Origin of the sequence: Vibrio neptunius, from assembly GCA_019339365.1 — a bacterium.
GTDB lineage: Bacteria > Pseudomonadota > Gammaproteobacteria > Enterobacterales > Vibrionaceae > Vibrio > Vibrio neptunius.
Window position 1 is genome coordinate 1,589,550 of sequence record CP079860.1, and the last position, 20,503, is coordinate 1,610,052.

The 20,503-nt window shown below is 43.7% G+C and carries 11 protein-coding genes and 5 pseudogenes; 6 read left to right on the plus strand and 10 right to left on the minus strand.

All coding sequences use genetic code 11. The annotated features are described in order from the left end of the window. The first annotated feature begins 20 nt into the window (after positions 1-20). Both KW548_23945 and KW548_23950 read left to right on the plus strand, forming a co-directional pair. Positions 21-1,118, plus strand: coding sequence for an autoinducer 2-binding periplasmic protein LuxP (locus KW548_23945; GenBank protein ID QXX08641.1), 1,098 nt, complete (start codon positions 21-23; stop codon positions 1,116-1,118). Beyond that, positions 1,118-3,688 carry a response regulator gene (locus tag KW548_23950; GenBank protein ID QXX08642.1) on the plus strand — a complete coding sequence of 857 codons (2,571 nt, stop codon included), beginning with the start codon at positions 1,118-1,120 and terminating at the stop codon, positions 3,686-3,688. Before KW548_23945 ends, KW548_23950 begins: the two co-directional genes overlap by 1 nt. On the opposite strand, the gene KW548_23955 is transcribed toward KW548_23950, so the two are convergent. The 6 genes and pseudogenes from KW548_23955 to yccS form a co-directional block, all read right to left on the minus strand. Continuing rightward, a complete protein-coding gene (locus KW548_23955; GenBank protein QXX08643.1) occupies positions 3,674-4,339 on the minus strand; it encodes a flagellar brake protein in 666 nt (221 codons plus the stop codon). The two genes, KW548_23950 and KW548_23955, sit on opposite strands and share 15 nt — an antisense overlap. A 108-nt stretch (positions 4,340-4,447) precedes the next feature. Next, positions 4,448-5,980, minus strand: coding sequence for a glycerol-3-phosphate dehydrogenase (gene glpD / locus KW548_23960; GenBank protein QXX08644.1), 1,533 nt, complete (start codon positions 5,978-5,980; stop codon positions 4,448-4,450). A 215-nt stretch (positions 5,981-6,195) separates the two neighbouring features. Then, the gene (locus tag KW548_23965) at positions 6,196-7,455 is read right to left on the minus strand and encodes a hydroxymethylglutaryl-CoA reductase (protein QXX08645.1); all 1,260 of its coding nucleotides are present in this window, start codon (positions 7,453-7,455) and stop codon (positions 6,196-6,198) included. A gap of 88 nt (positions 7,456-7,543) precedes the next feature. Then, a complete protein-coding gene (locus KW548_23970; GenBank protein ID QXX08646.1) occupies positions 7,544-7,819 on the minus strand; it encodes a hypothetical protein in 276 nt (91 codons plus the stop codon). 56 nt (positions 7,820-7,875) lie between these two features. Further along, positions 7,876-8,037, minus strand: coding sequence for a hypothetical protein (locus KW548_23975; protein QXX08647.1), 162 nt, complete (start codon positions 8,035-8,037; stop codon positions 7,876-7,878). Between the two features lie 183 nt (positions 8,038-8,220). Next, positions 8,221-10,401, minus strand: a pseudogene (gene yccS, locus KW548_23980) (TIGR01666 family membrane protein). 200 nt (positions 10,402-10,601) lie between these two features. On the opposite strand from yccS, the pseudogene helD reads away from it, so the two are divergent. After that, positions 10,602-12,666, plus strand: a pseudogene (helD, locus tag KW548_23985) (DNA helicase IV). A 15-nt stretch (positions 12,667-12,681) separates the two neighbouring features. Continuing rightward, positions 12,682-13,001 (plus strand): annotated as a pseudogene (locus tag KW548_23990) (divalent-cation tolerance protein CutA). Here KW548_23990 and KW548_23995 read toward each other — a convergent pair. Beyond that, positions 12,965-13,585 (minus strand): DUF2238 domain-containing protein, encoded by a 621-nt coding sequence (locus KW548_23995; protein QXX09522.1) that lies wholly within the window; start codon positions 13,583-13,585, stop codon positions 12,965-12,967. The pseudogene KW548_23990 and the gene KW548_23995 sit on opposite strands and share 37 nt — an antisense overlap. Before the next feature lie 231 nt (positions 13,586-13,816). Between KW548_23995 and KW548_24000 the strand changes: the two genes are divergently transcribed. Together KW548_24000 and KW548_24005 are read left to right on the plus strand one after the other, a co-directional pair. Beyond that, the gene (locus KW548_24000; GenBank protein QXX08648.1) at positions 13,817-14,656 is read left to right on the plus strand and encodes an isopenicillin N synthase family oxygenase; all 840 of its coding nucleotides are present in this window, start codon (positions 13,817-13,819) and stop codon (positions 14,654-14,656) included. Between the two features lie 133 nt (positions 14,657-14,789). After that, positions 14,790-15,407 (plus strand): DnaJ domain-containing protein, encoded by a 618-nt coding sequence (locus KW548_24005; GenBank protein ID QXX08649.1) that lies wholly within the window; start codon positions 14,790-14,792, stop codon positions 15,405-15,407. Between the two features lie 33 nt (positions 15,408-15,440). Here KW548_24005 and KW548_24010 read toward each other — a convergent pair. The 3 genes and pseudogenes from KW548_24010 to KW548_24020 form a co-directional block, all read right to left on the minus strand. Beyond that, a pseudogene (locus tag KW548_24010) lies at positions 15,441-17,096 on the minus strand (ABC-ATPase domain-containing protein). Positions 17,097-17,167: 71 nt separating this feature from the next. Continuing rightward, positions 17,168-19,081 (minus strand): EAL domain-containing protein, encoded by a 1,914-nt coding sequence (locus KW548_24015; protein QXX08650.1) that lies wholly within the window; start codon positions 19,079-19,081, stop codon positions 17,168-17,170. A gap of 232 nt (positions 19,082-19,313) precedes the next feature. Continuing rightward, positions 19,314-20,503: pseudogene (locus KW548_24020) on the minus strand (trans-2-enoyl-CoA reductase family protein).

A 20,503-nucleotide genomic window follows, 5' to 3' on the forward strand; every position in this document is an offset into this window, starting at 1 on the left:
ATCCAGTAAGAGGACAAACAATGTTTAAAACAACGCTCTTATCAATGGCAGTCGTTGCATCAGCGACCAGTTATGCACACACCACACAAGTCCTCAATGGTTACTGGCAATATGATGAGTACCTAAAATCTAACCCCGCGCAGAAACAGCTAACGGATGCGCTCTCAGAGACAGTGCGAAACGATCCAACTCCGATCATGTTGAAACAAGATAAACCGGTTTCGATCGCTGTGATTTATCCGGGGCAACAAATTTCTGATTACTGGGTGAGAAACATCCAAGCCTTTGAAACTCGACTCGAAAAATTAGGTATCAAATACAATATCAATCAGGTGTTCACTCGTCCTAATCTTGATGTAAGGCAGCAAAGCTTATCGTTGTTAGAAGCCGTACAAAACAAAACGGACTATCTCATTTTTACGTTAGATACGACCCGGCACCGAAAATTTATTGAACATGTACTCAGTTCGACAAACACCAAACTCATTTTACAAAACATCACAACGCCTGTGCGCGCTTGGGATGATCAACAGCCTTTCATGTATGTGGGGTTTGATCACATCAAGGGAGCTCGCCTTTTGGAGCAATACTATAAAGATGTCATTCCGAAGGAGAGCCGCTATTCCGTACTTTATTTCTCTGAAGGGTACGTGAGTGATGCTCGGGGTGATACTTTTATTGAAGAGATGAGCCATCATGATTCTTATCAGCTATCTTCTTCTTATTACACAAACGCTACTCGCGAATCAGGTTTCAACGCTGCCATGAAAGCGATTGAGAAGGACCCGAGTATTTCTTTTATTTATGCATGCTCAACTGACGTTGCGCTCGGTGCCTCTGAAGCTCTTAAGTCTATGAAAAGGGGAGATATCCTCATAAACGGCTGGGGTGGAGGAAGTGCTGAACTTGAAGCGATTGCGAAAGGCGATTTGGATGTCACTGCGATGAGAATGAACGATGATACTGGTATTGCAATGGCTGAAGCGATCAAGTGGGATTTAGAAGGCAAAGATGTGCCTCATGTCTATTCTGGTGATTTTGAAGTGGTGACTAAGGCTGACAGCCAGGAAAACGTGAATAAGTTAAAGCAGAGAGCATTTAGGTACTCGGATCAATAATGGCATTATTATCGCAGCGAGGCAGCAAAAGCCGCCTCGCCACATTACTTACCCGTTCGATATTCCTCACCATAGGGGTCCTCTCTTTGGTGATGGTATTTCAGAACTATCAGGTAAATCGCCAAGTCGTTTCCCAAGAGGTTGCGCGTTCGAAATTGCAGACGCAAAGCCTTGTGCAACAAATCTTCAACTTTAGACTTAAAGCTCTAGAAATTCAGCAAGACAGTTATAGCCGAAACGAATCATTAGTTGACGCTTTTGTCAGGGCCAATGTGACTGGACTGGACCGATTTTTTAATGGTATTGATCAAGCTAAACCCGAACTGGCCCCAGATTTTCGTTTTATTACCTCTGAAAAAAAGATGATATGGGACGACGCCAATTATCAGTTTTACGGTATTTCGCCAGAGCAGCTAGCGCATCTCAGTAATGAAATGACCACAGGAGGGAGCTGGCATCTGTCACAAACGCCCTCGTTGTTGGGTACTCGTTACCTGATGATACGTCGAGTACCAATCATCAATATGGTTTCTGGTGAAGTATTGGGCTATCTGCACATCGGCGTAGTACTTAACAACAATTTCGCGCTAATTAATGCGTTACAGAAAGGCGGGAATGCCGATCAAGTCCTACTGGCTGTTGGGTCAGAAGTCATCGCCTCTAGTACGAAAGACAAGGAGTTTCGTCATATTGATTTTTTAGAGCAATCGGCTGCTGACTTGACCGCTGGTCAATACATGGTGTCTAAAACCGATCTAACGATCAGCAATGTTACGACGTTTTTATCTATTTATACCATTCAAGATAACAAGCCAATTGTTACTTTAGTGAACAGCCACTATATGTGGGTGGCGCTCGCAGCATTACTATTAATCGTTATAGCGATATATAGCCGTATATGGTTGGGTAAGCGGGTATCCAAAGAACTGTCTAAGCTGATGAGCTATACCGAAAACACCGTTGAATCAAGAATCACCTACACATTTCCTGGCTCGTCGATCGAAGAGTTTGACCAGATTGGACATTCATTTGAACGCTCTTTCCAAAGGTTAAGCGAACAAGAGAAGCAATTTGCTGATTTGTTCAACTTCTCCCTTTCTCCGATTACTCTGTGGAATGTTGATGGTAAACTCCTGAGAATCAATCCATCTGCTGAGCGTAGTTTTAGAAGAGACACAGGTTCAGAACAAGATGATTACCATCTGTTAGTTGAAAAGCTTGGACCGCATATTCGAATGTGTGCCAAAGGCGCGACGTTAACGGGCATTAATATTGCGATAAGAGATAAGACCTACCGCTGGAATCTATCTCCAATATTTATTGATAAGGGAATTAATAATGTCATGGCGCAAGGCCAGGACGTCACTAGCTTTGTAGAAGCAGAGATTCAAAGCCAAACCGCTAGAAAAGAGGCAGAGGAGTCGGCCCGGGTTAGGGCTGACTTCTTAGCTAAGATGAGCCATGAACTTAGAACGCCACTCAATGGTATTTTAGGCGTGTCTCAGTTGCTGAAAGGGAAGCTGTCTAATACCGAAGATATTGAGCATCTTGATGTGCTGTGTAATAGCGGCGAACACCTTCTTGCTGTACTGAATGATATTTTGGATTTTTCCAAAATTGAGCAGGGCAAATTCCATATCCAGTCGGCAGATTTTAGACTGATTGAGTTAATTAGTGCGGTTGAGAAGATTTATACACCTCTTTGCGATGAAAAAGGCATTGGCTTCGAAGTCGACACTAATGTGAGTAATGCAACATTTGCGCACAGTGATCAGGTACGACTTAACCAGATTCTATTCAATCTAGTTAGTAATGCGATTAAATTTACTCATGAGGGGCATGTTACCGTATCACTGTATTGTAATGAAGATGATCACAACCCTCATCTCAATATCAGTGTCTCGGATACTGGTATCGGTATTGAGCGTGAGCGAATTTCGCATATTTTTGAACCGTTTGTTCAAGCCGAAACCACCACCACTCGAGAATACGGTGGGAGTGGCCTAGGTTTAGCTATTGTTCATAGCTTAGTTGAAATGTTGAATGGCCATATTGATATCGAAAGCTCCATTGGACAGGGCACTAAGTTTAGCTTGGTCGTACCAATAGAATTGACCGAGTCAGTTGAGCAGCTCGAAGCAAATACGTTGTTGGCAGATCCTGAGACGCTGTTTGATAGAACCCTAAAGGTTTTACTTGTTGAAGATAATCATACCAATGCGTTTATCGCTAAAGCGTTCTGTGAGAAATACGGTATGGAGGTGGTTTGGGTTCAGGATGGGCACAATGCGATTAGCCATCTGAAGAAGTCAGAAAACATAGATTTAATCTTGATGGATAATCAGCTGCCAAACCTCGGTGGGATTGAAACGACCAAAATTATCCGTGAGGACTTGCAGTTAGACATTCCAATATTCGCCTGTACGGCGGACGGAATGCAAGATACTAAACGTGCGTTTTTAAGTGTTGGTGCCGACTATGTGATCGTCAAGCCGATCAAAGAGCTCGCGTTGAATCAGGCGTTCATTCATTTCAAAGACGAATTCCTTACCAAACTAGAAGAGTGTTGACAACGCAGATTGCTCAAGCAGTTCTTGCTTTAGTTGGTCCGAGAGTTGAATGTTTTTATTGAATTTGACACCAAATCGATGGCCTTTCTTTTCTTTCTGAATACCGACAATCGTATATTTCAGGTCTTCTGGGAGTAGCTCATCCAGTGGAGTGTACAACTCTAGAGTGCTGCTTTTGCTTAACTCACTCTCACCTGAAATGAAAAATGCGCACCCAGACACTGAAAAATCAACCATCGTTGCTTTGTAGCTGATGGTATTGGATTTGACTTCAATAGGAAAGTCCATAGCGTATCGCTCGTGCTCGCGTATAGGTTTTGAAGCAAAGTGCTGAGGCAAACGAAGGAAAATCAGAGGTACGGGGGAGCTGATTTGAGAAATAACAGAGGTTTTAAAAGCAACGACATGGCCAAGTTTGGTGTTCGTTATTCCCCTTATCACGATTGATGCATTGTTTATTTTTCTCATGACAAGTGATTCAGTTACTTTCTGAGGTAAATCAATGATGAGAAATTGATTGGTTTTGCAGCCGATGTAGTGAGTGCTAAACGGGTACTGATCGGCAGGGCCAAACTCAATAGTTGCAGAGAGTCGCATTCCAGGGATAAGTAATTTAACAAGTTCAGTTGCGGTGTCTTTTACAGAGGGCATGGTAGAAATATCTTAAGTATTATTTTAACGACATCTGTTTAAATATACTCCCTCTGTGAATAAGTGACACTTCTGAAGCTAAAAACAGGGGGCTTAGCCCCCAATTTGTTATGCACATTGTTCGTGGATGCTGTAATCTGTTCCATCGAGATAGCTTTCAATAGCTTGATAACATTCTTGGTCGCACAATAGATGAAGCTTACTTCGGCGTTTTAAAACATCTTCAGCATTGGTGCCAAGCTCATGCTTTACCAGATAGTCGATTTCTTTTTGATAGATTCCTGCAGAGAACTTGATACCAAGATCTTGTTCTGTGCTTACACCTTCTAGAAGCTGTTCTACACGGCTGCCGTAAGCTCTTAGCCAGCGTAAGCGTGTTTCATTGCCTATAAATGGAACTTGCTTCGCTAATTGAACTTCCATCTTTTCCCATGTGAAGTCTTCGCCACCAGGAAGTGGGGCGTTCTTAGTCCAAGACTCTTTCAAGTTGAAGTATGGAGAAAGGTGCTGCATTGCGGACTCAGAGAGCTTTCTGTATGTGGTTAATTTGCCGCCAAAAATAGACAATAAAGGGGCTTCGCCTTCTTTATGATCCAACGCTAAGGTGTAATCTCGGGTGATGGCTTGCGGTGAATCAGATTCATCATCACAAAGTGGTCGGACGCCGCTAAAGTCACTAATGATATCGTCAATAGTAATTTGTTTACGAAAATGCTGGTTAGTCACATCGATCAGGTATTGTTTTTCTTCATCGCTAATCGCGACTTTACGAGGATCGCCTTTGTATTCAACATCGGTGGTACCGATCATTGAGAACTTGCCGAGATAAGGAATCACAAACACAATGCGGTTATCTTCATTTTGCATGATATAAGCTTGTTCTTCATCATGAATTTTTGGAACGATGATGTGAGAGCCCTTAATCAAGCGAATACCGTAAGGAGAGGGTAGTTTTGTGTTTTCTGTTAGAAACTCTTTAACCCAAGGGCCAGTGGCATTAACCAACGCTTTAGCTTTTCTGAAGAAGGTCTTGCAGGTACGTTGGTCATACAGTTCAACGTGCCAGATGCCCTCGATACGCTGCGCTTTCGTTACCTGACAATAGTTGCTCACTTCTGCACCCAGCTCTTGAGCTTGGATGATGTTAAGTATTACTAGTCGCGCATCGTCAACCCAGCAATCAGAGTATTCAAAGCCCACTTTGAGTTCAGGTAAGGTAACATTCTGGTTATCTAATTGGATTTTCTTACTACTCGGTAAAGAAGTGCGCTTTCCCAGATGGTCATAGAGGAATAAACCCGCTCTGATCATCCATGCAGGACGAAGAAATGGTCGGTGGGGCAACCTAAAACGCATGGGAAAAGCAATGTGTGGTGCTTTAGCAAGTAAGACTTCACGTTCTGCTAAAGCTTCACCCACCAAGCGGAATTCATAATGTTCTAGATACCTAAGTCCACCATGAATCAATTTTGAACTGGCTGAAGATGTCGCACCGGCAAAGTCCTTAGTTTCATAAAGGCCAACTTTTAGGCCACGACCAGCGGCGTCTACAGCGATACCAGCACCATTGATACCACCACCGACGACGATTAAGTCTAGTAATTCTTGTTCTTTCTGTTCTTTTAAGTAACTAATGGTCATCTTTTCGCTTCCTAATGTTCGTACGAGCATTTGTTTTTCGGAATATAATCATATTGTAGTCGATGATGTTAGGTTTAACCTAAAGAAATATGATTCTAGATCATTCATGAGAAAGAATTGCGAAAGCAAAACGAAATTTTTTATGAAAAATGAAAGTGTAAAGAATAAAAAAAGCCCTCGACTAGGCGAGGGCTAACGATAAGAAAGTTCGATTGTTATCTGGCGAGCTTTTGGTGAGCTTTAGAGAAATGTCCAGCGCAAAACGCGCCTACGATGGAAAGTTCACCAGCGAGACAAAGCACGGCCGATACTTCTGCTAGAGCTTTAGCATTACCTGAGCCATATAACCCCATGAGCTCTAAACAGGCTTTTTGGCTAGGTAGGTGAGTGCCTCCACCCACAGTACCCACCATGAGATTTGGCAGTGTAACGCATGCATAAAGGCCACCTTGTTTATTCATCTCCATGCGTGTGATTCCTATCGCGGACTCCGCAACACAGGCAGCATCTTGACCACAAGCAATATACAAAGCGGCTAGTGCATTGGCGTAATGTGCGTTAACCCCAATAGATCCACTTAATGCGGCTCCTGTGGTTGTCATCTGGCCAAACTTGACCATTTTTTCTGGTGTAGTGTGGAGAAATTTTTCAACCAACTCTTTTGAAAGGTTGACTTCGGCTGTGACCTTTTTGCCACGCACATGACGCAAAGTATGGGTATTCGGTTTTTTGTCTCCTGAGAGGTTGCCATCAAGGAACGCATCCTCAGGTTCAATAGGTGAATGCTTAAGTATGTAATTGAAAACTTCGTTGGTCGCGATTGTGACCATATTCTGCCCAGAGGCGTCGCCAGTATAGAACTCGAATACAAGGTAAACGTGATTGCCTTCTATATTGACGTTAATATCGTGAAGTTGTCCATGCGATGTCGTAGACTCCGCGACTTGCTTAAAATGGTCGTATTGTGTCACCACCCAAGCGACAAACCGACCAGCATCGACGAGTTGTTGAAACTCGAACACTGGTGTTCTAGTCACACCTTCATTCAATAACATGGCACTTGCACCGCCAGCGGCTGTAATCAATTGAGCACCACGGTTGTATGAAGCAACCAAGGCGGCCTCGGTCGTGGCTAGAGGTACATGATAATCGCGTTTGGCGTGGAGGCCATTGACGCGCAATGGGCCCGCGACACCTACAGGTAGTTTTACTGTGCCTATAAAGTGCTCAATGTTCTTGTTGTACACATCTGATTGTTGGGCTGTGACCGGATCGAGCAATGCTTCCTTGGAGGTAAATGCGCCTAGTTTATCCCATCGCTTGACTATGTTCTTTTCAGAAATATAAGGGCTGGGCGTTAAACGTATTGCAGTGCGCTCGAAGTGGGGTTTGAGTTGTTGTTCAAGGTGATCGGATTGTGGCCCTTGGTTGAAAACAGTATCGTTGTCACGGTGAGACAAATTGAGTTTAGGCATGGTGAAAACAAAATGAAAATTATCAGTGGATTCTAGCGTCTCTGGGCGGGAAGACAACTGCTGTTTTACTATCGATTCAAATTTAACGCTATACGTGTATATCTAGCAGTGTTCCTATCATGTCCTGATCTCGTTGCAGAACATTAGTGCCTATATGGCTGTATTGTTCAGCCTGAGTCAGTTTGATTAAAGGCTCTACTGAGGGTTCTGGTTGTTTAAATTCAACCTTGTTGAACTCATAGGAGTCGTCTTTTTGAACAGGAGGAGTATGCTGGGCCTGATTGATTTCGCGTGCAGCTTCATCTGCCATGTTCGATGACTGCGTAATCAGCTGATAGCCGGCCTGTACTGAGGAAACTGACATAGACACCCCCTGTATAATGTAAGCTTAAGGTGTATTTGCGTTTTTGGCAAGTTGTGCTAAGAAAACAGACTAGCGATGAGCTTTTGCTCTTCATCTGTAATCAGAACACGGTTCGAACCTTCCAGTGTTTGTGTAATTTCGCCTCTGAGTTTATGTAACTGTTGCGGACTCAAAGTTTTTATTTGCTGTTTGAACAGTTCAAACTGTTTAGAGTTCATAGTCTGCTGCCTCCGAATCAATCTAGACTTTTGGCTCGAAAAGCAAGAGATGCTTCCTTTCATCTTCTTACTCCCGTAAGAATCATGTCACTCTAGTTTATGGGAAAGTGGTTAAATTATGTCCGGGTAATGTCAGGGAGTGTAAAGAAAAGGTGAGGTGGGCAGCATTGCTGCCTACTTTAATTAGTGTTCCTTGTTGGTAGTGTCTGAATGACTCACGCGCACTGCGAACTTGCTTGCCAATGAATGTAATTCTGGAAGCATTCGGTATATTAGATACAATTGCTGCAAAACCATTTTTGCCGAATTGTCATCTTCTTCACGCCATTCAGCCAATCTAGCCTCTAGCGCGGGATCGTCAATTGTGGTGGTATCACAACTATCACAATGATCGTTCAACTGATTGACCAGGACATCTAGGTGCTGATGAATCACTCGGTGTGCGTCGAGCACAAGTCTATGCGTATCCTCATCATTGATTCTTGTCCTGTGCGCACCTAATGCTGAAATATAGCTTAGCAAGGCATGACTGAGTGTCAGAAAGCGAAAACTTTCGTCGACTGCGGATCGATAACGCCCTGGCTCTGCCAACATGGAACTGATGGCATTGGTCAGGTTTGCGTCGTGGTTGTGAGCACTTCTTCTTGCTATTCGATAGGTTAAACTATCTTTTTACCAATCCGATATTGGCCGATGATCTGTGCGAGGTAGCTGCGATTTGCTTGAATCGAATCTGCCATGGCAATGTGGAGCCGTTTTGATTGCCAGTCAGGCAGAATAAGAGCGACGGCGACTACTGCCAAAGCGCAGCCAATAATTGTATCGGCCAAGCGTGGTAAAACAACAGCATAGCCATCTCCAAGTTGGTGGAAGCAGAATAAAACCAACACAGTGATGAAGCCCGTTGCGTAACCATAATTTGCTAGTCGGAAAGCAAAGAACGCAACACCGGAGACGACAATAAAAACTAATTGGCTTTCCTGAGAAGGGAAAAAAAGTTAACAAGGGTACACCAATCAGTAAGCCCACAATGGTGCCTAACACTCGAGCAACGAGTTTCTGTCGCGTAGCACTGTAGTTAGGCTGACATACGAACAAGGTTGTCAGCAGGATCCAGTAACCTCTTTCGATACCGAAAGCTTGGATGATGCCATAACCAGCAGTTAGGGCGATAGACATCCGAATTGCATGACGAAACAACATCGAATCTTGATTTAGATTGGATGTGATACGTAGCCACATCGCTTTAAGTGTGTGAACCTCTGTATCATCAAGTACATCTTCTTCTAGTGCACTAGCATCGGGGTTAGTGATGTTGCTAAGTTGCTTTTCTACTGTCGCGAGGTTTTTGAAAAGGTAGCTGAGCTGATGTATAAGGGACTTCCACTGGGGATTATTTTGTTCCTGTAGGTGCGTAAGAGAGCTCATTAACTCATCCAATGCAACGACGGAGTCCTCGCTGTGTTGATACTCTTTGCCTAATCGGATGGCTTGAGCGACGTTTCGACATGCTTTGGCTTGGCTTTCCAGTAAATGTTTAAATCTGAACAAGACATCTGAGCGTCCAAAGTGTTCAGCCAACTCCTGATAACGGTAATGACTTGAGCTGACCCGTTCATGAATATCCTGTGCAAGAAAGTAAATATTGAGAAATCGGTCGCTTGCAACATCAACATGCCCCCGTTTTGAACGGCTTAGCAATGTAGCTTTACACAGGTTTAATGCTGTGACAGTGGCTGCGTTTAGCGTCGCTTGCTTAATCCGGAATGGTTGCGGCTCGAGATTGGTTACAGGGTGGAATAATTGACTTCTAGACTCAAGGTAGTTGGCCAACTGAAGAAAAACGGTTGCTAAGCTTTGCTGAACAGGTTGCATTGGCCACAATGCTGACCAAACCATCGACATAAAAAAATACCATGCTGCACCTGAAAGTAACATTATGGGCTGTAGCCATATGTTGGTGCTCTCATGGGCGCCTAGCATTGTATATATGGCGATAAGCAATGAGCCAAACGCTATACTGGCGTATCTAGGGCCAATGGCGCCTAACATGATAAAGCCAAATGTGGATACAAACAGCCCTAAGGCAAAGAGTATAGGGGTATCAAATAACAGCTCAATCGATAATGACGCGATGGCAAAACACGCCAATGTTAAAGTGATCGATTTGAGCCGGCCGCTGAATTTATCATCATTTTCGGCCAACGCTGCCGCAATAACGCCGAGAATGAGAGGAATGATGTAAGCGTCAATGGGGTAATACCAACTGGGAATGACCACTCCCAGCAGAGTCACCATAATAAGCAGGCTGTAGTTAATGGTTTTGTTTACCCAATAAAGGCGAAGCTGGCTAAAAAATTGCACGTTATCGATTCTTAGAGTTATTGTAGATTAACTATTGTATCTAATAGTCAATGGTAAACTTCTGATACAGATAAAGAAACAAGTGTGTTTGATTAACTTTTCTACACAGTGAGCTTAGCAGGAGATATTGACAGGATCTTTTCATTCTTCAATCCTGTTGAGTTATCATGGCAGCAATTGAATTCAAGGGCAAAACAAGAATGCAGCTAATCGCCAACAAGACTGCGCAATATCTCATCCAAAATGAGTACCATCAGGTTTCTATCGAGTCTGACTTTCTCGTATTATGTTCCGCAACTTGTGAAGAGCGTATTCCATTTAACGTTTGGAATGGCAAAGTGAAGCTCAAGCGAGGGTTGTGTTGGGGAGGCTTGCAGTTCTTTGCACACCCAGAAGATGGCCGACAGCATTCTTGGTTGATTCAGGGATTACCTTGGGAATCGTGCAGAGAGTTTGCCAGACTGGCTGTCGCCTCTTATCAGAAATGGCACCATCACCAATGTACACAGCTTAATCAATTCCTACCTGAGTGGGAAATGGAAATTCGAGGATTCGAACGTCAACCCTCTTTTTTGACGCATTCGACCGTAGATACTTGGCTTGATAAGCTGAAGCGTGATTTCTCTAGCATGGATATGGCACTGGAAGACGCCATGTTGAGAATGCCAGAAAGAATGGCCACTGTGTTACCGTGGATCGCGCAAACCGATGAAGTTATCGCCTCGCGTAATCGGGATTGGATGGTGACGGAACTTGATAATTGGAAAGTGCTTTTTCGCAAATAGAATCTTCGCCACTTAATTTGTCCCAACAACAAGCGGTTTTGCTTAATGATGATAATAACCTCGTTTTAGCTGGAGCAGGATCAGGTAAAACCAGTGTTTTAACAACAAGGGTTGCTTATCTATTACAAAGCCATCTTGCACAGGCTGAAGATATACTCATGCTTGCGTTTGGGCGAGATGCGGCTGAGGAAATGAAGCAGCGTCTTGAGAACAAAATAGGTTTGAGTGCAGAGAGTGTTACTGTAAACACATTTCACCAGTTAGGCTTAAAAGTCCTCAACCACGTTGAAAAACAGCCTGTCACTATTTCTCCCATTGCGTTAGATGACAAGCTCAAAAGTGCGTGGTGTGTTGATTGGCTTAAAAGCACTGGATGACGCCTACGGCTTTTAAACGTTGGCAAAAGCACCTTCAAAAATGGCCAATAGCCTATTTAGCTGGGGATGATGAGCTCGGCAGTCATGTAGAAAACCCCAAATTGATCGCTTGGCTAAACCAACAACTCACGCAACTTTCAGCCATGGGTTGTACAAAGAAAGAGATTCAGCAAAAGCTAGTGGAACATAGTGATTATACGCGATTAAACAGTGAACTCGCTCTTGTATGGCCCTGTTATCAGGCATGGCTTGAGATGCTTAAATCAGAAGGCCACATTGATTTCAATATTATGATCACTCAAGCGACAAAGCATGTGAACAAAGGTAAGTTTCATTCGCCTTGGAAGTACATTATGATTGATGAATATCAGGATATCTCACCTCAACGCTTGGCCTTGGTTGAAGCATTATGTAACCAGAAGGATGAGCGCAATTGTGTGCTGTTTGCTGTAGGGGATGACTGGCAGTCCATTTACGAATTCGCGGGTGCAGATGTTGAACTGACGACAGGATTTGCAGAGCGTTTCCCGCACTCAACGATACATCACCTAGATACAACCTATCGCTTTAACAATCAGATAGGCGAAGTAGCGAACCAATTTGTACAACAAAACCCTTCTCAATTGGTTAAAGTGCTGCAAAGTCATAAAGAGCAAAAATCAAAAGCCGTTACTTTAGCACCGAGTAGTTCCGTTGAGAAAATCTTAGATGAACTCAATCACAAAGCCAAAGGCACTCAGACAGTATTACTCCTCGGCAGAAATCATTATCACAAGCCAGAGCTTCTTTCTGAATGGCAGAAACAGTTCGCTTTGCTGTCGATTGAATTTATGACCTGCCATGCAAGTAAAGGTAAGGAAGCCGATTTTGTCATTGTACTTTCTGTTGATGAAGGTCAGTTTCCTGCTCGTGTTAAAGCTCTCCACATTGATGGCGCGCTAACGCAGTCGGGTGATACTTTCCCTTATGCTGAAGAGAGACGATTGTTTTACGTCGCGTTAACTCGAGCAAAGAAAAAGGTATGGGTAACATACACGGGACTAGGCTCTAGCTTCGTCAAAGAGCTGATTGAACAAGATTATCCGGTAATAGTTAAGAAATAGAGCGGTGAATTAAGTATGAGTGAACAGTTCTGTATTACGCTAACGACCACAAATAATGATGAAATCAAACAGAAAATCATCGACTTAATATTGAAAAAGGACTGGCGGCCTGCATTCAGACCATGCCAGTCAATAGCCATTATATTTGGGAGGGTGAAGTGTGCTGTGACAACGAAAGTCTGTTGATCATCAAAACCAGAAAAGCCTGCTACGCGGAACTTGAACAAGTGATCGTTTCCAATCATAACTACGAGGTGCCTCAAGTTGTTCAAGTTCCTTTTAATGAAGGGTTTAATCCTTACCTTACTTGGATTGAAGAAAGCACCCGCTGCTGAGAAACCAGCAAGCTTAGAGCAGTGAGCGCTCCGAGCGTATCCATAAGCATGTCTTTTTGCGCATCCCAAATATCACCCTGAGAACCTAAAAACGCGATGCCTTCGTCGCCTCCTGCGATCGCTGCGTACCACCATTCTACTATTTCATAGCCTGCAGCCAGAGACATGATTGCAAATAGAGCAAAAGCGGTTGCTAGCTTTGTGTTCATTAATTGTTTTTTGATTAAGTATTCGGCAATAGGGTACGCGTATAACCCAATAGAAAAGTGCGCCACCCGATCAAAATGGTTTCTTTCTGAACCGATTAAGTTGCTAAACCAATCAAATGGTACTTCAGCAAATGTGTATTTGGCGCCAATGGTGTGCAATGTCAGCCAGATAAACATCAGACAGTATGCGGTTCTAGAAAACTGAAATTGGCGCGATACAAGCCAGATAAGTACCAGAATAGCAATTGCGGGAATGATTTCAGCTATCCAAACTGCGCGCGAAGATGGCTCGAAAGCGGAAAACAAAAAGACCAGAACGTAGGTAGTAGTTAAACCACTTAAAAGCGAAAATGAAGACCTGTTGTTAGAGTTCATTGAAAGATTTCCTGAATACATTTCTCTATATCATGCCATTTAATAAAACGGTGTTCAATTGCTCATTTGAACGTTTTCGTCAACTGATAATTAACTATTTATGTTGAAACGCTTAAACATCGCACATTTAACACTCAAACTGTCTGTTTCATTTCATCAAAGTTTGATTTACCTATATGTCACACTTAAAATCTCCGCTCAAACTATTAAATAACTACTCAAAGTAAAGCCATGAAACTGGAAACTGTCGATTACCTTGCTGAAGATGCTGCTCAGCAATTTGTTACCTCACTGCGTGAGACTGGATTCGGTGTATTGAAAAACCACCCGATTCCTAAAGAGCTTGTCGAGTCTATCTATGAGAACTGGTATCAGTTCTTTATGACTGAGCGCAAGAACGAGTTTACTTATAATGTTGAAACTCAAGACGGTTACTTCCCACCTTCAGTTTCTGAAGTCGCAAAAGGGCATACAGTTAAGGATATTAAAGAATACTTCCATGTATATCCTTGGGGGCAAATGCCAGAAGAGCTTAAAGAACAGATCATGGATTACTATGATCGTGCCAACAAGTTCGCTCAAGAACTATTAGGTTGGGTTGAAGCTTATGCACCAAAAGATGTACAGGAGAAATTCTCTGTTGCCTTGTCTGACATGATTGATGGGAGCGACAAAACGCTGCTGCGTGTTCTTCATTACCCACCAATGACTGGTGAAGAAGAACCAGGTGCAATCCGTGCAGCGGCGCATGAAGACATTAACCTGCTAACGGTTCTTCCAGCCGCGAACGAACCAGGTTTGCAGGTAAAGAGTAAAGAGGGTAGCTGGATCGATGTGCCATGTGATTTTGGTAGCCTGATCATTAATATTGGCGACATGCTTCAAGAAGCATCGGGTGGTTACTTCCCATCGACAACGCACCGAGTGATCAACCCAACCGGTGCACGTCAGGAAACGTCACGCATTTCGCTGCCACTGTTTCTCCACCCTAAACCAGAAGTTGTGTTGTCAGAGCGCCATACCGCCGACAGCTACTTAATGGAAAGACTACGTGAACTAGGGGTAATCTAATCCCTCGTTACTGAGAAAGGGCCAGCAATAGCTGGCTCTTTTTTTTGGGTCGCGATCCTCAAATCTGAGATATTCACTCGACAAACGGTGCATTTTGGATTTTCATTAGAAATAAACCCCAATCAGAGTACATATGAACGAGCATCATGAAGTTGCGGCCCAGTTCCAGCAGTATATGGAAAACCCTCTACTGTGGCCTATTATGGAAATTCTCAGAAAACAGCCTTCAGGATGGAAAGTTCATACACTATCTTCCCATCTCAGCGAGCTAGAGCTACTGCCAGTGCTAGACGGTTCGCCCGAGAAAGACCTCTTCAAACGCAATTTTCTTATTATGAATGCATTGTACCAATTGCAAGAAACCTTGTACCCAGACAATTGGCTACAGGTGCAAGCGATGGATATCGTACTGATGCCTCAATCTAGAGTCTTTGGACATGAAGTTGATCATGAAGATCCTTTGCGTGATTATTATCTCGATTGGCATAATTACGAAGCAGAAGAGGGGGAAGTCAAGAGGCTGCTGAATGAGTTCTGGACTCGTTATCGTGAATTTGTTGGCAGTACTAACGGCGGTGACATGGATCGAGCGAAAGCGTTGTCGTTGTTTAAACTTCCACACGACGCGAGCCCAACGGAAATCCGCAAAACTTGGCGTAAACTTGCGCTGAAATGGCACCCCGATAGAGAAAACGGAAATAGTGATCGCTTCCGCGTACTTTGTGAAGCTTGGCATGTATTAAGACATTGAAAAAAGCGCCTTATTGAATAAGGCGCTTTTTCGTTAATTTGCTGATTTGAACTGCGATTTTCTCATTCGGTTCAATGCTGCCATCGCATCTACGGTGCGTGGTTTGGCCAAGTCACCCTGATTCGGCATGTTCTTAGACCAATCACCTTCAAGCATTTTCTGTATTTCCTTAGCTGGATTGTTCGACCAGCCTGGCAATTGCGCTAGCTGAAACCACAACCAACCGATGGCGTTAATTTCAGAGCTGGATTCCAGCTGTTCCAGCGCAGACAGGTCGGTAAACTCTTTACCAAATCGTAAAGAGTCGACGCCTTTCGCTGAAACTCGGAATTTTCCGTCGGCGAGAATTTTTTTGTAGAGCAACTCGATTCAAAGATCTTGGTCGGAATGTCCTAAGCTCGTTCTCACACTCGTTGTTTCGTTCTGTAGGGTGTTGTTTTACAACTTGTCGTGCTTTTTCCGTTACATCGACGGCTTGATAATCGTGCATTTGAATCACAGTATCAGCTACGTCTAGGTAATCGCCAGAACCCCCCATAACAATAACCGTTGACACGTCAAGTTCGTCACGCAATTGACCAATGCGGTCAACCAAAGGCGTGATTGGCTCGTCACCCTTACTAACTAACGCTTGCATGCGTTCATCTCGGATCATGAAGTTTGTTGCGGACGTGTCTTCGTCAATCAGAATACCTTGAACGCCAGCCTCAATTGATTCCTGTAGCCAAGCCGCCTGAGAGGTTGAACCTGATGCATCTTGTGTCGTGAAATCTTCGGTATCACGTTGCATTGGAAGATGATTGATATAGTTAGAAAGATTGAGGCTATGTACGCATCGACCGTCTTCTGCTCGAATTTTCATTGCATTTAGATTCGTTACAATACGCTCGCGGCCATCACCCGGAATATGGTTGTAAATGGAACGCTCTATGGCATTCAGAAGAGTAGATTTACCGTGGAATCCACCACCGACGATTAAAGTAATGCCTTTATGGATGCCTAAACCAGTGATTTCGCCTTGGTTTGGTGTTGCGATAGTCACCTGCAAAGACTCTGGTGCAGTTAGCGCGACTGCGTCTTTCATGGGTAAATCACAGTTACCAGCCACTCGAGGTAGAACAGAACCATTACCAACGAACGCAACCAAGTTATACTCATCTAACTTACTGCGAATGAATTCTTGGTCTTCAACGATTTGACAGTGGTGAACCAGTGCATCTTTATCCAATTCACGCTCTAGTGTGGCACGACGGATAAACTTAGGTAAGTGGAAGGTCAGGATGTTGTTCGCCTTTTTACCCAATACCGAGCGGCCTTCGGCTGGCAGATTAACGCGGAATCGAAGTTCGATACCTTCGTCTGTGAATAACACGGAAGTGCTATCCATAACAGTTTGACCGGTAAGGGCGATACTTACGCTGTTTTCTTGCTTGGCGAACTCAGCAAAACTACGTGCAATGAAATCACGTGCTGCTACTTGATAGGCACAGGACGTTTCGCGTAGCCACTGCAATCCTGTCAGTGACCATGGTCTAACCGCTCTCACTCGCGACGCTGAAGCGTAAGGGTCTGCCTGAACATGGTCGATGAAAAGGCGTAATCGCCGAAGTCATATTGACCTTTTATCTGCTGATAAGCGCGATAATTCTGTTTTTCGATTTTTTTTAACGTAGCGGTTAGCTGGTCCATAAGACGTTCTCAAGCGAGATAAACAAAGGCGAGGATTATAAGAATCGCTCGCCACAGAGTAAAGGATTAAGCTACTGATAGGTAATGTTTGTACTTCCTGGGTAGTTTTGGCTCAATAGACTGGTTTCAAATTCGTCGCATGGCATAGGTTTACCGTAGAAGTAACCTTGCCCATATTCACAACCTTCGCTAATGATAAAGTTTTCTTGAGTTACGCTTTCTATGCCTTCAACCGTAACGGCGAGGTTTAGCTTTTTTGCAACATGGATGATGGATCTGACGATCTCTTTATCTTCTTCGCTTTCGTCTAATTGTTGGACGAAACTTTTATCTACTTTAATGGCATCAAATGGAAACTTCTTCAGGTAATTAAAGGATGAGTATCCTGTGCCAAAGTCATCAAGTGACAGCGTCACTCCTAGGCGATTTAAACCGGTTAAGGTATTGAGTGCTATGGCTTCATCAGCGATCAAGCCGCTTTCCGTAATTTCAAGCTCGAGGAATTTTGCTGGTAGTTGGTAGGCATTGAGTAGATCTTCGATTTGATCTATAAAATTCGGATTCTTTAGTTGGATAGCGGATACATTGACAGCAATCTTAAAGTCTTCTACGAGTGTCATCCAGTCCGCCGCTTTTTGAATGGCCGCTCTAAGTACGAAGCTTCCTACCTCAAAAATGAGACCATTTTGCTCAGCCATATGAATGAGAGTCTCATTAGAGATATCGCCTAAAACTGGATGTCGCCATCGAAGCAGAGCTTCAGCGCCGGTCCACTTATGTGTCATTGGTGATACTTTCGGTTGGAAGTAGAGCAATAAATCATCGTTACGAACCGCTTGGAGTAAATAGCTTTCCATCTGATTGATATGTTTCTGAATATCGGCGATGGCTTGTGAGTAATAGCTGAATTTGTGTCCCGAGTCTTTGCACGATTGCATCGCTTCAGAGGCGTATTTGAGTAGGCTCTTTGGGCACAGTGTATCCTTAGTGGTGCTGATTCCAATATAAGCATTGAGATGTAGTTTATCACCATCGATATCAAATTCGGATTGACTTATTTCAACCAGATGATGGCAGAGTGACCCTAAATCGTTGTCAAGCTCAGAGGATTCTAGCAGTAAGACTAAATCGGTCGATGTCGGACGGGAAGTTAGGAGTTGATACTGACTTAAGTCGCCCAGTCTTTTACTGAATTGGACCAACACGGTTTCCCACGAGCTGTAGCCGTATTTTGATTGGATCCTTCGGCCATTTGTAAAGCCAATATGAATGGCCGCCGCCTGCAGTGAAGGGCTGATGCCTACGTCTTTGATGAAGTGATCCGCTTCGTGTTCAAGGGCGGAGCGATTTAAAAATCCAGTACCTAAATCGTGTCTTTGCTGATAGCGGATTTTTTGTTCAGCGGCACGTCGTTTGTCTATTTCTTGGTTCAAAGAATAGTTGAGATCGACAAGATCCTGCGTGCGAGTGTGGAGTCTGGATTTGAGCTCTAAGTTGAGGTGTTTGAGCTTTTCATTTTGATATAGAGTTTTTAGTTGTGATTCGATGGAGCCACGAAAGCTCTCAATCAGCTGTTGATAAGTTTCGGAAAAATGATTTTCCTTGTTATCAAGCACACAGATTGTACCGAACGTATCTCCATTCGGCCAGTTGATTGGTACGCCACAATAAGCCAGCATACCAAATTTAATATCTGGATTATCTTGCCATTGAGAGTCAATTTCGGCGTTCGGAACAATGAGTTGGCTCTGTTTATTCACCACGGTTTCACAATACAAGCCTTGTCCCAAGGTTTCTGAGTCACCGACGCGATAAGGGTGTTGCCCGTTGTTGTTTGATGAGTAAACTTCGATATGTTTAGGGTAAATACGCATAACTAATGCAGCAGGCACCGACACAATCTCAGCAAGCAGGTCGACAATATTTTGCCAACCACTGGTCATTTCATCAGGAATGACCAAGTTTGTGGTATTGATTTTTGACATACATTTTTTATCCCTGGCCGCTTAGCCTTCTATGTGGGCAATCCTAGCCCTTATGGTAATAATAGTCGCTAATTAGTCAGGAGCCCTAGAAGGAAGCATGATAGGGAGACAACCTTTGTTCTTATTATTAAGAAGGGCAAATGCTACGGATAAAAAAAAAGCCCTGTCAGTAAAGTAGGGCGTTTGTTGTATGGCTGTCTTACTTGTAAGACGAACGCTGTAGGCAAAAACGTTACGAGCAAAACTCACTCAGTTCAACCGGTTTGGTATAATCAATGTCACTAAATCCAAACCCATTAATGTTGAGAAACTCTGTCTTGAAACCTTCATAGTCACCGAGCTCTTTGAAATTGTTGCGATTCATATTTTCAAGTAGAAGACTGACTTTCGCCTGAATGTTTGTGTCTAGCTCCCAGTCGTCCATTCTTATCAAGCGTTCATTGTCAACGGGAATAACGTTTCTGTTATACAGTTTTTCACAGAATAAGCGTTGCATCTGCTGAATACATCCTTCGTGTAAACCCTCTTTTTCATCACCTGATAAAGCGCTAGGATATAGGGAGAAAGTCCGGGAATAAAAACGCTCGCTTTAGTCACCAATGCTTTGCATACAATGGCGTAAGCACCACCACTAAAGTTTGCCATTTTGAGGTTTAAAGCGTGACTAGTTTGATGTAAGTCGATTTTGGCCCGCCCGAGCGTACCATCAAGATAGATAGGATGAGTTGCTTGTGGGCCCACGTATGAAAAAGCGATGGTTTGACAACCTTGAGCGATAGACTCAGAGTTAATGAGCGTATCTATCCACGATTCCCAATCTTCGCCTCCCATCACTCTCCGTGTTGACTCTGCTTCTTCTTCCGACGCGGGCGTAAGTGTGGTTTCAATCCATTGGTCGTGTTCAAGGGAAATGGAGACACCAGACACGCTTTGACCTATTGGTTTAATTGTTGAACGCCAGACATCTTGGCTATTGGGTACAGGTCTCATGCCGCTGGCAACACTATAGACAACCAAATCCACTTCGCCTTCAAAATAGGTTTCAATCGCTTCTATGACTGTTGATTTTGTTTGCGGGGCAAATGCGTCACCTTGAATGTTGATCGCTACGCGGCCTTCTTTTTGTGCGTGCTTTTTGAAAAAGGTGTTATTGAAATAGCCTGCAGAGCCCACCGATTTTTCAGATGGTTCACGTTCAAATGAAACAGAAATGGTATCGGCCTCGGCACCCCCAAACGTCAAAGCAATACGTGACGCGAGGCCGAGGCCTGACGAACCACCTATTATTAATATGCGTTTAGGGGCGTTTTTGATCGGCTTGGTTTGGCGTACGTATTCAATTTGCTGGAGAACAGATTGCTCGCATCCTAATGGGTGGGCAGAGCGAGCAATCACGCCTTCGATGACTGGTTGAATGATCAT

Coding starts and splice junctions, on each gene's coding strand:
- KW548_23945 (QXX08641.1), top strand. CDS start 21: ATGTTTAAAACAACGCTCTTATCAATGGCAGTCGTTGCATCAGCGACC.
- KW548_23950 (QXX08642.1), top strand. CDS start 1,118: ATGGCATTATTATCGCAGCGAGGCAGCAAAAGCCGCCTCGCCACATTA.
- KW548_23955 (QXX08643.1), bottom strand. CDS start 4,339: ATGCCCTCTGTAAAAGACACCGCAACTGAACTTGTTAAATTACTTATC.
- glpD (QXX08644.1), bottom strand. CDS start 5,980: ATGACCATTAGTTACTTAAAAGAACAGAAAGAACAAGAATTACTAGAC.
- KW548_23965 (QXX08645.1), bottom strand. CDS start 7,455: ATGCCTAAACTCAATTTGTCTCACCGTGACAACGATACTGTTTTCAAC.
- KW548_23970 (QXX08646.1), bottom strand. CDS start 7,819: ATGTCAGTTTCCTCAGTACAGGCCGGCTATCAGCTGATTACGCAGTCA.
- KW548_23975 (QXX08647.1), bottom strand. CDS start 8,037: ATGAACTCTAAACAGTTTGAACTGTTCAAACAGCAAATAAAAACTTTG.
- KW548_23995 (QXX09522.1), bottom strand. CDS start 13,585: ATGAACTCTAACAACAGGTCTTCATTTTCGCTTTTAAGTGGTTTAACT.
- KW548_24000 (QXX08648.1), top strand. CDS start 13,817: ATGAAACTGGAAACTGTCGATTACCTTGCTGAAGATGCTGCTCAGCAA.
- KW548_24005 (QXX08649.1), top strand. CDS start 14,790: ATGAACGAGCATCATGAAGTTGCGGCCCAGTTCCAGCAGTATATGGAA.
- KW548_24015 (QXX08650.1), bottom strand. CDS start 19,081: ATGTCAAAAATCAATACCACAAACTTGGTCATTCCTGATGAAATGACC.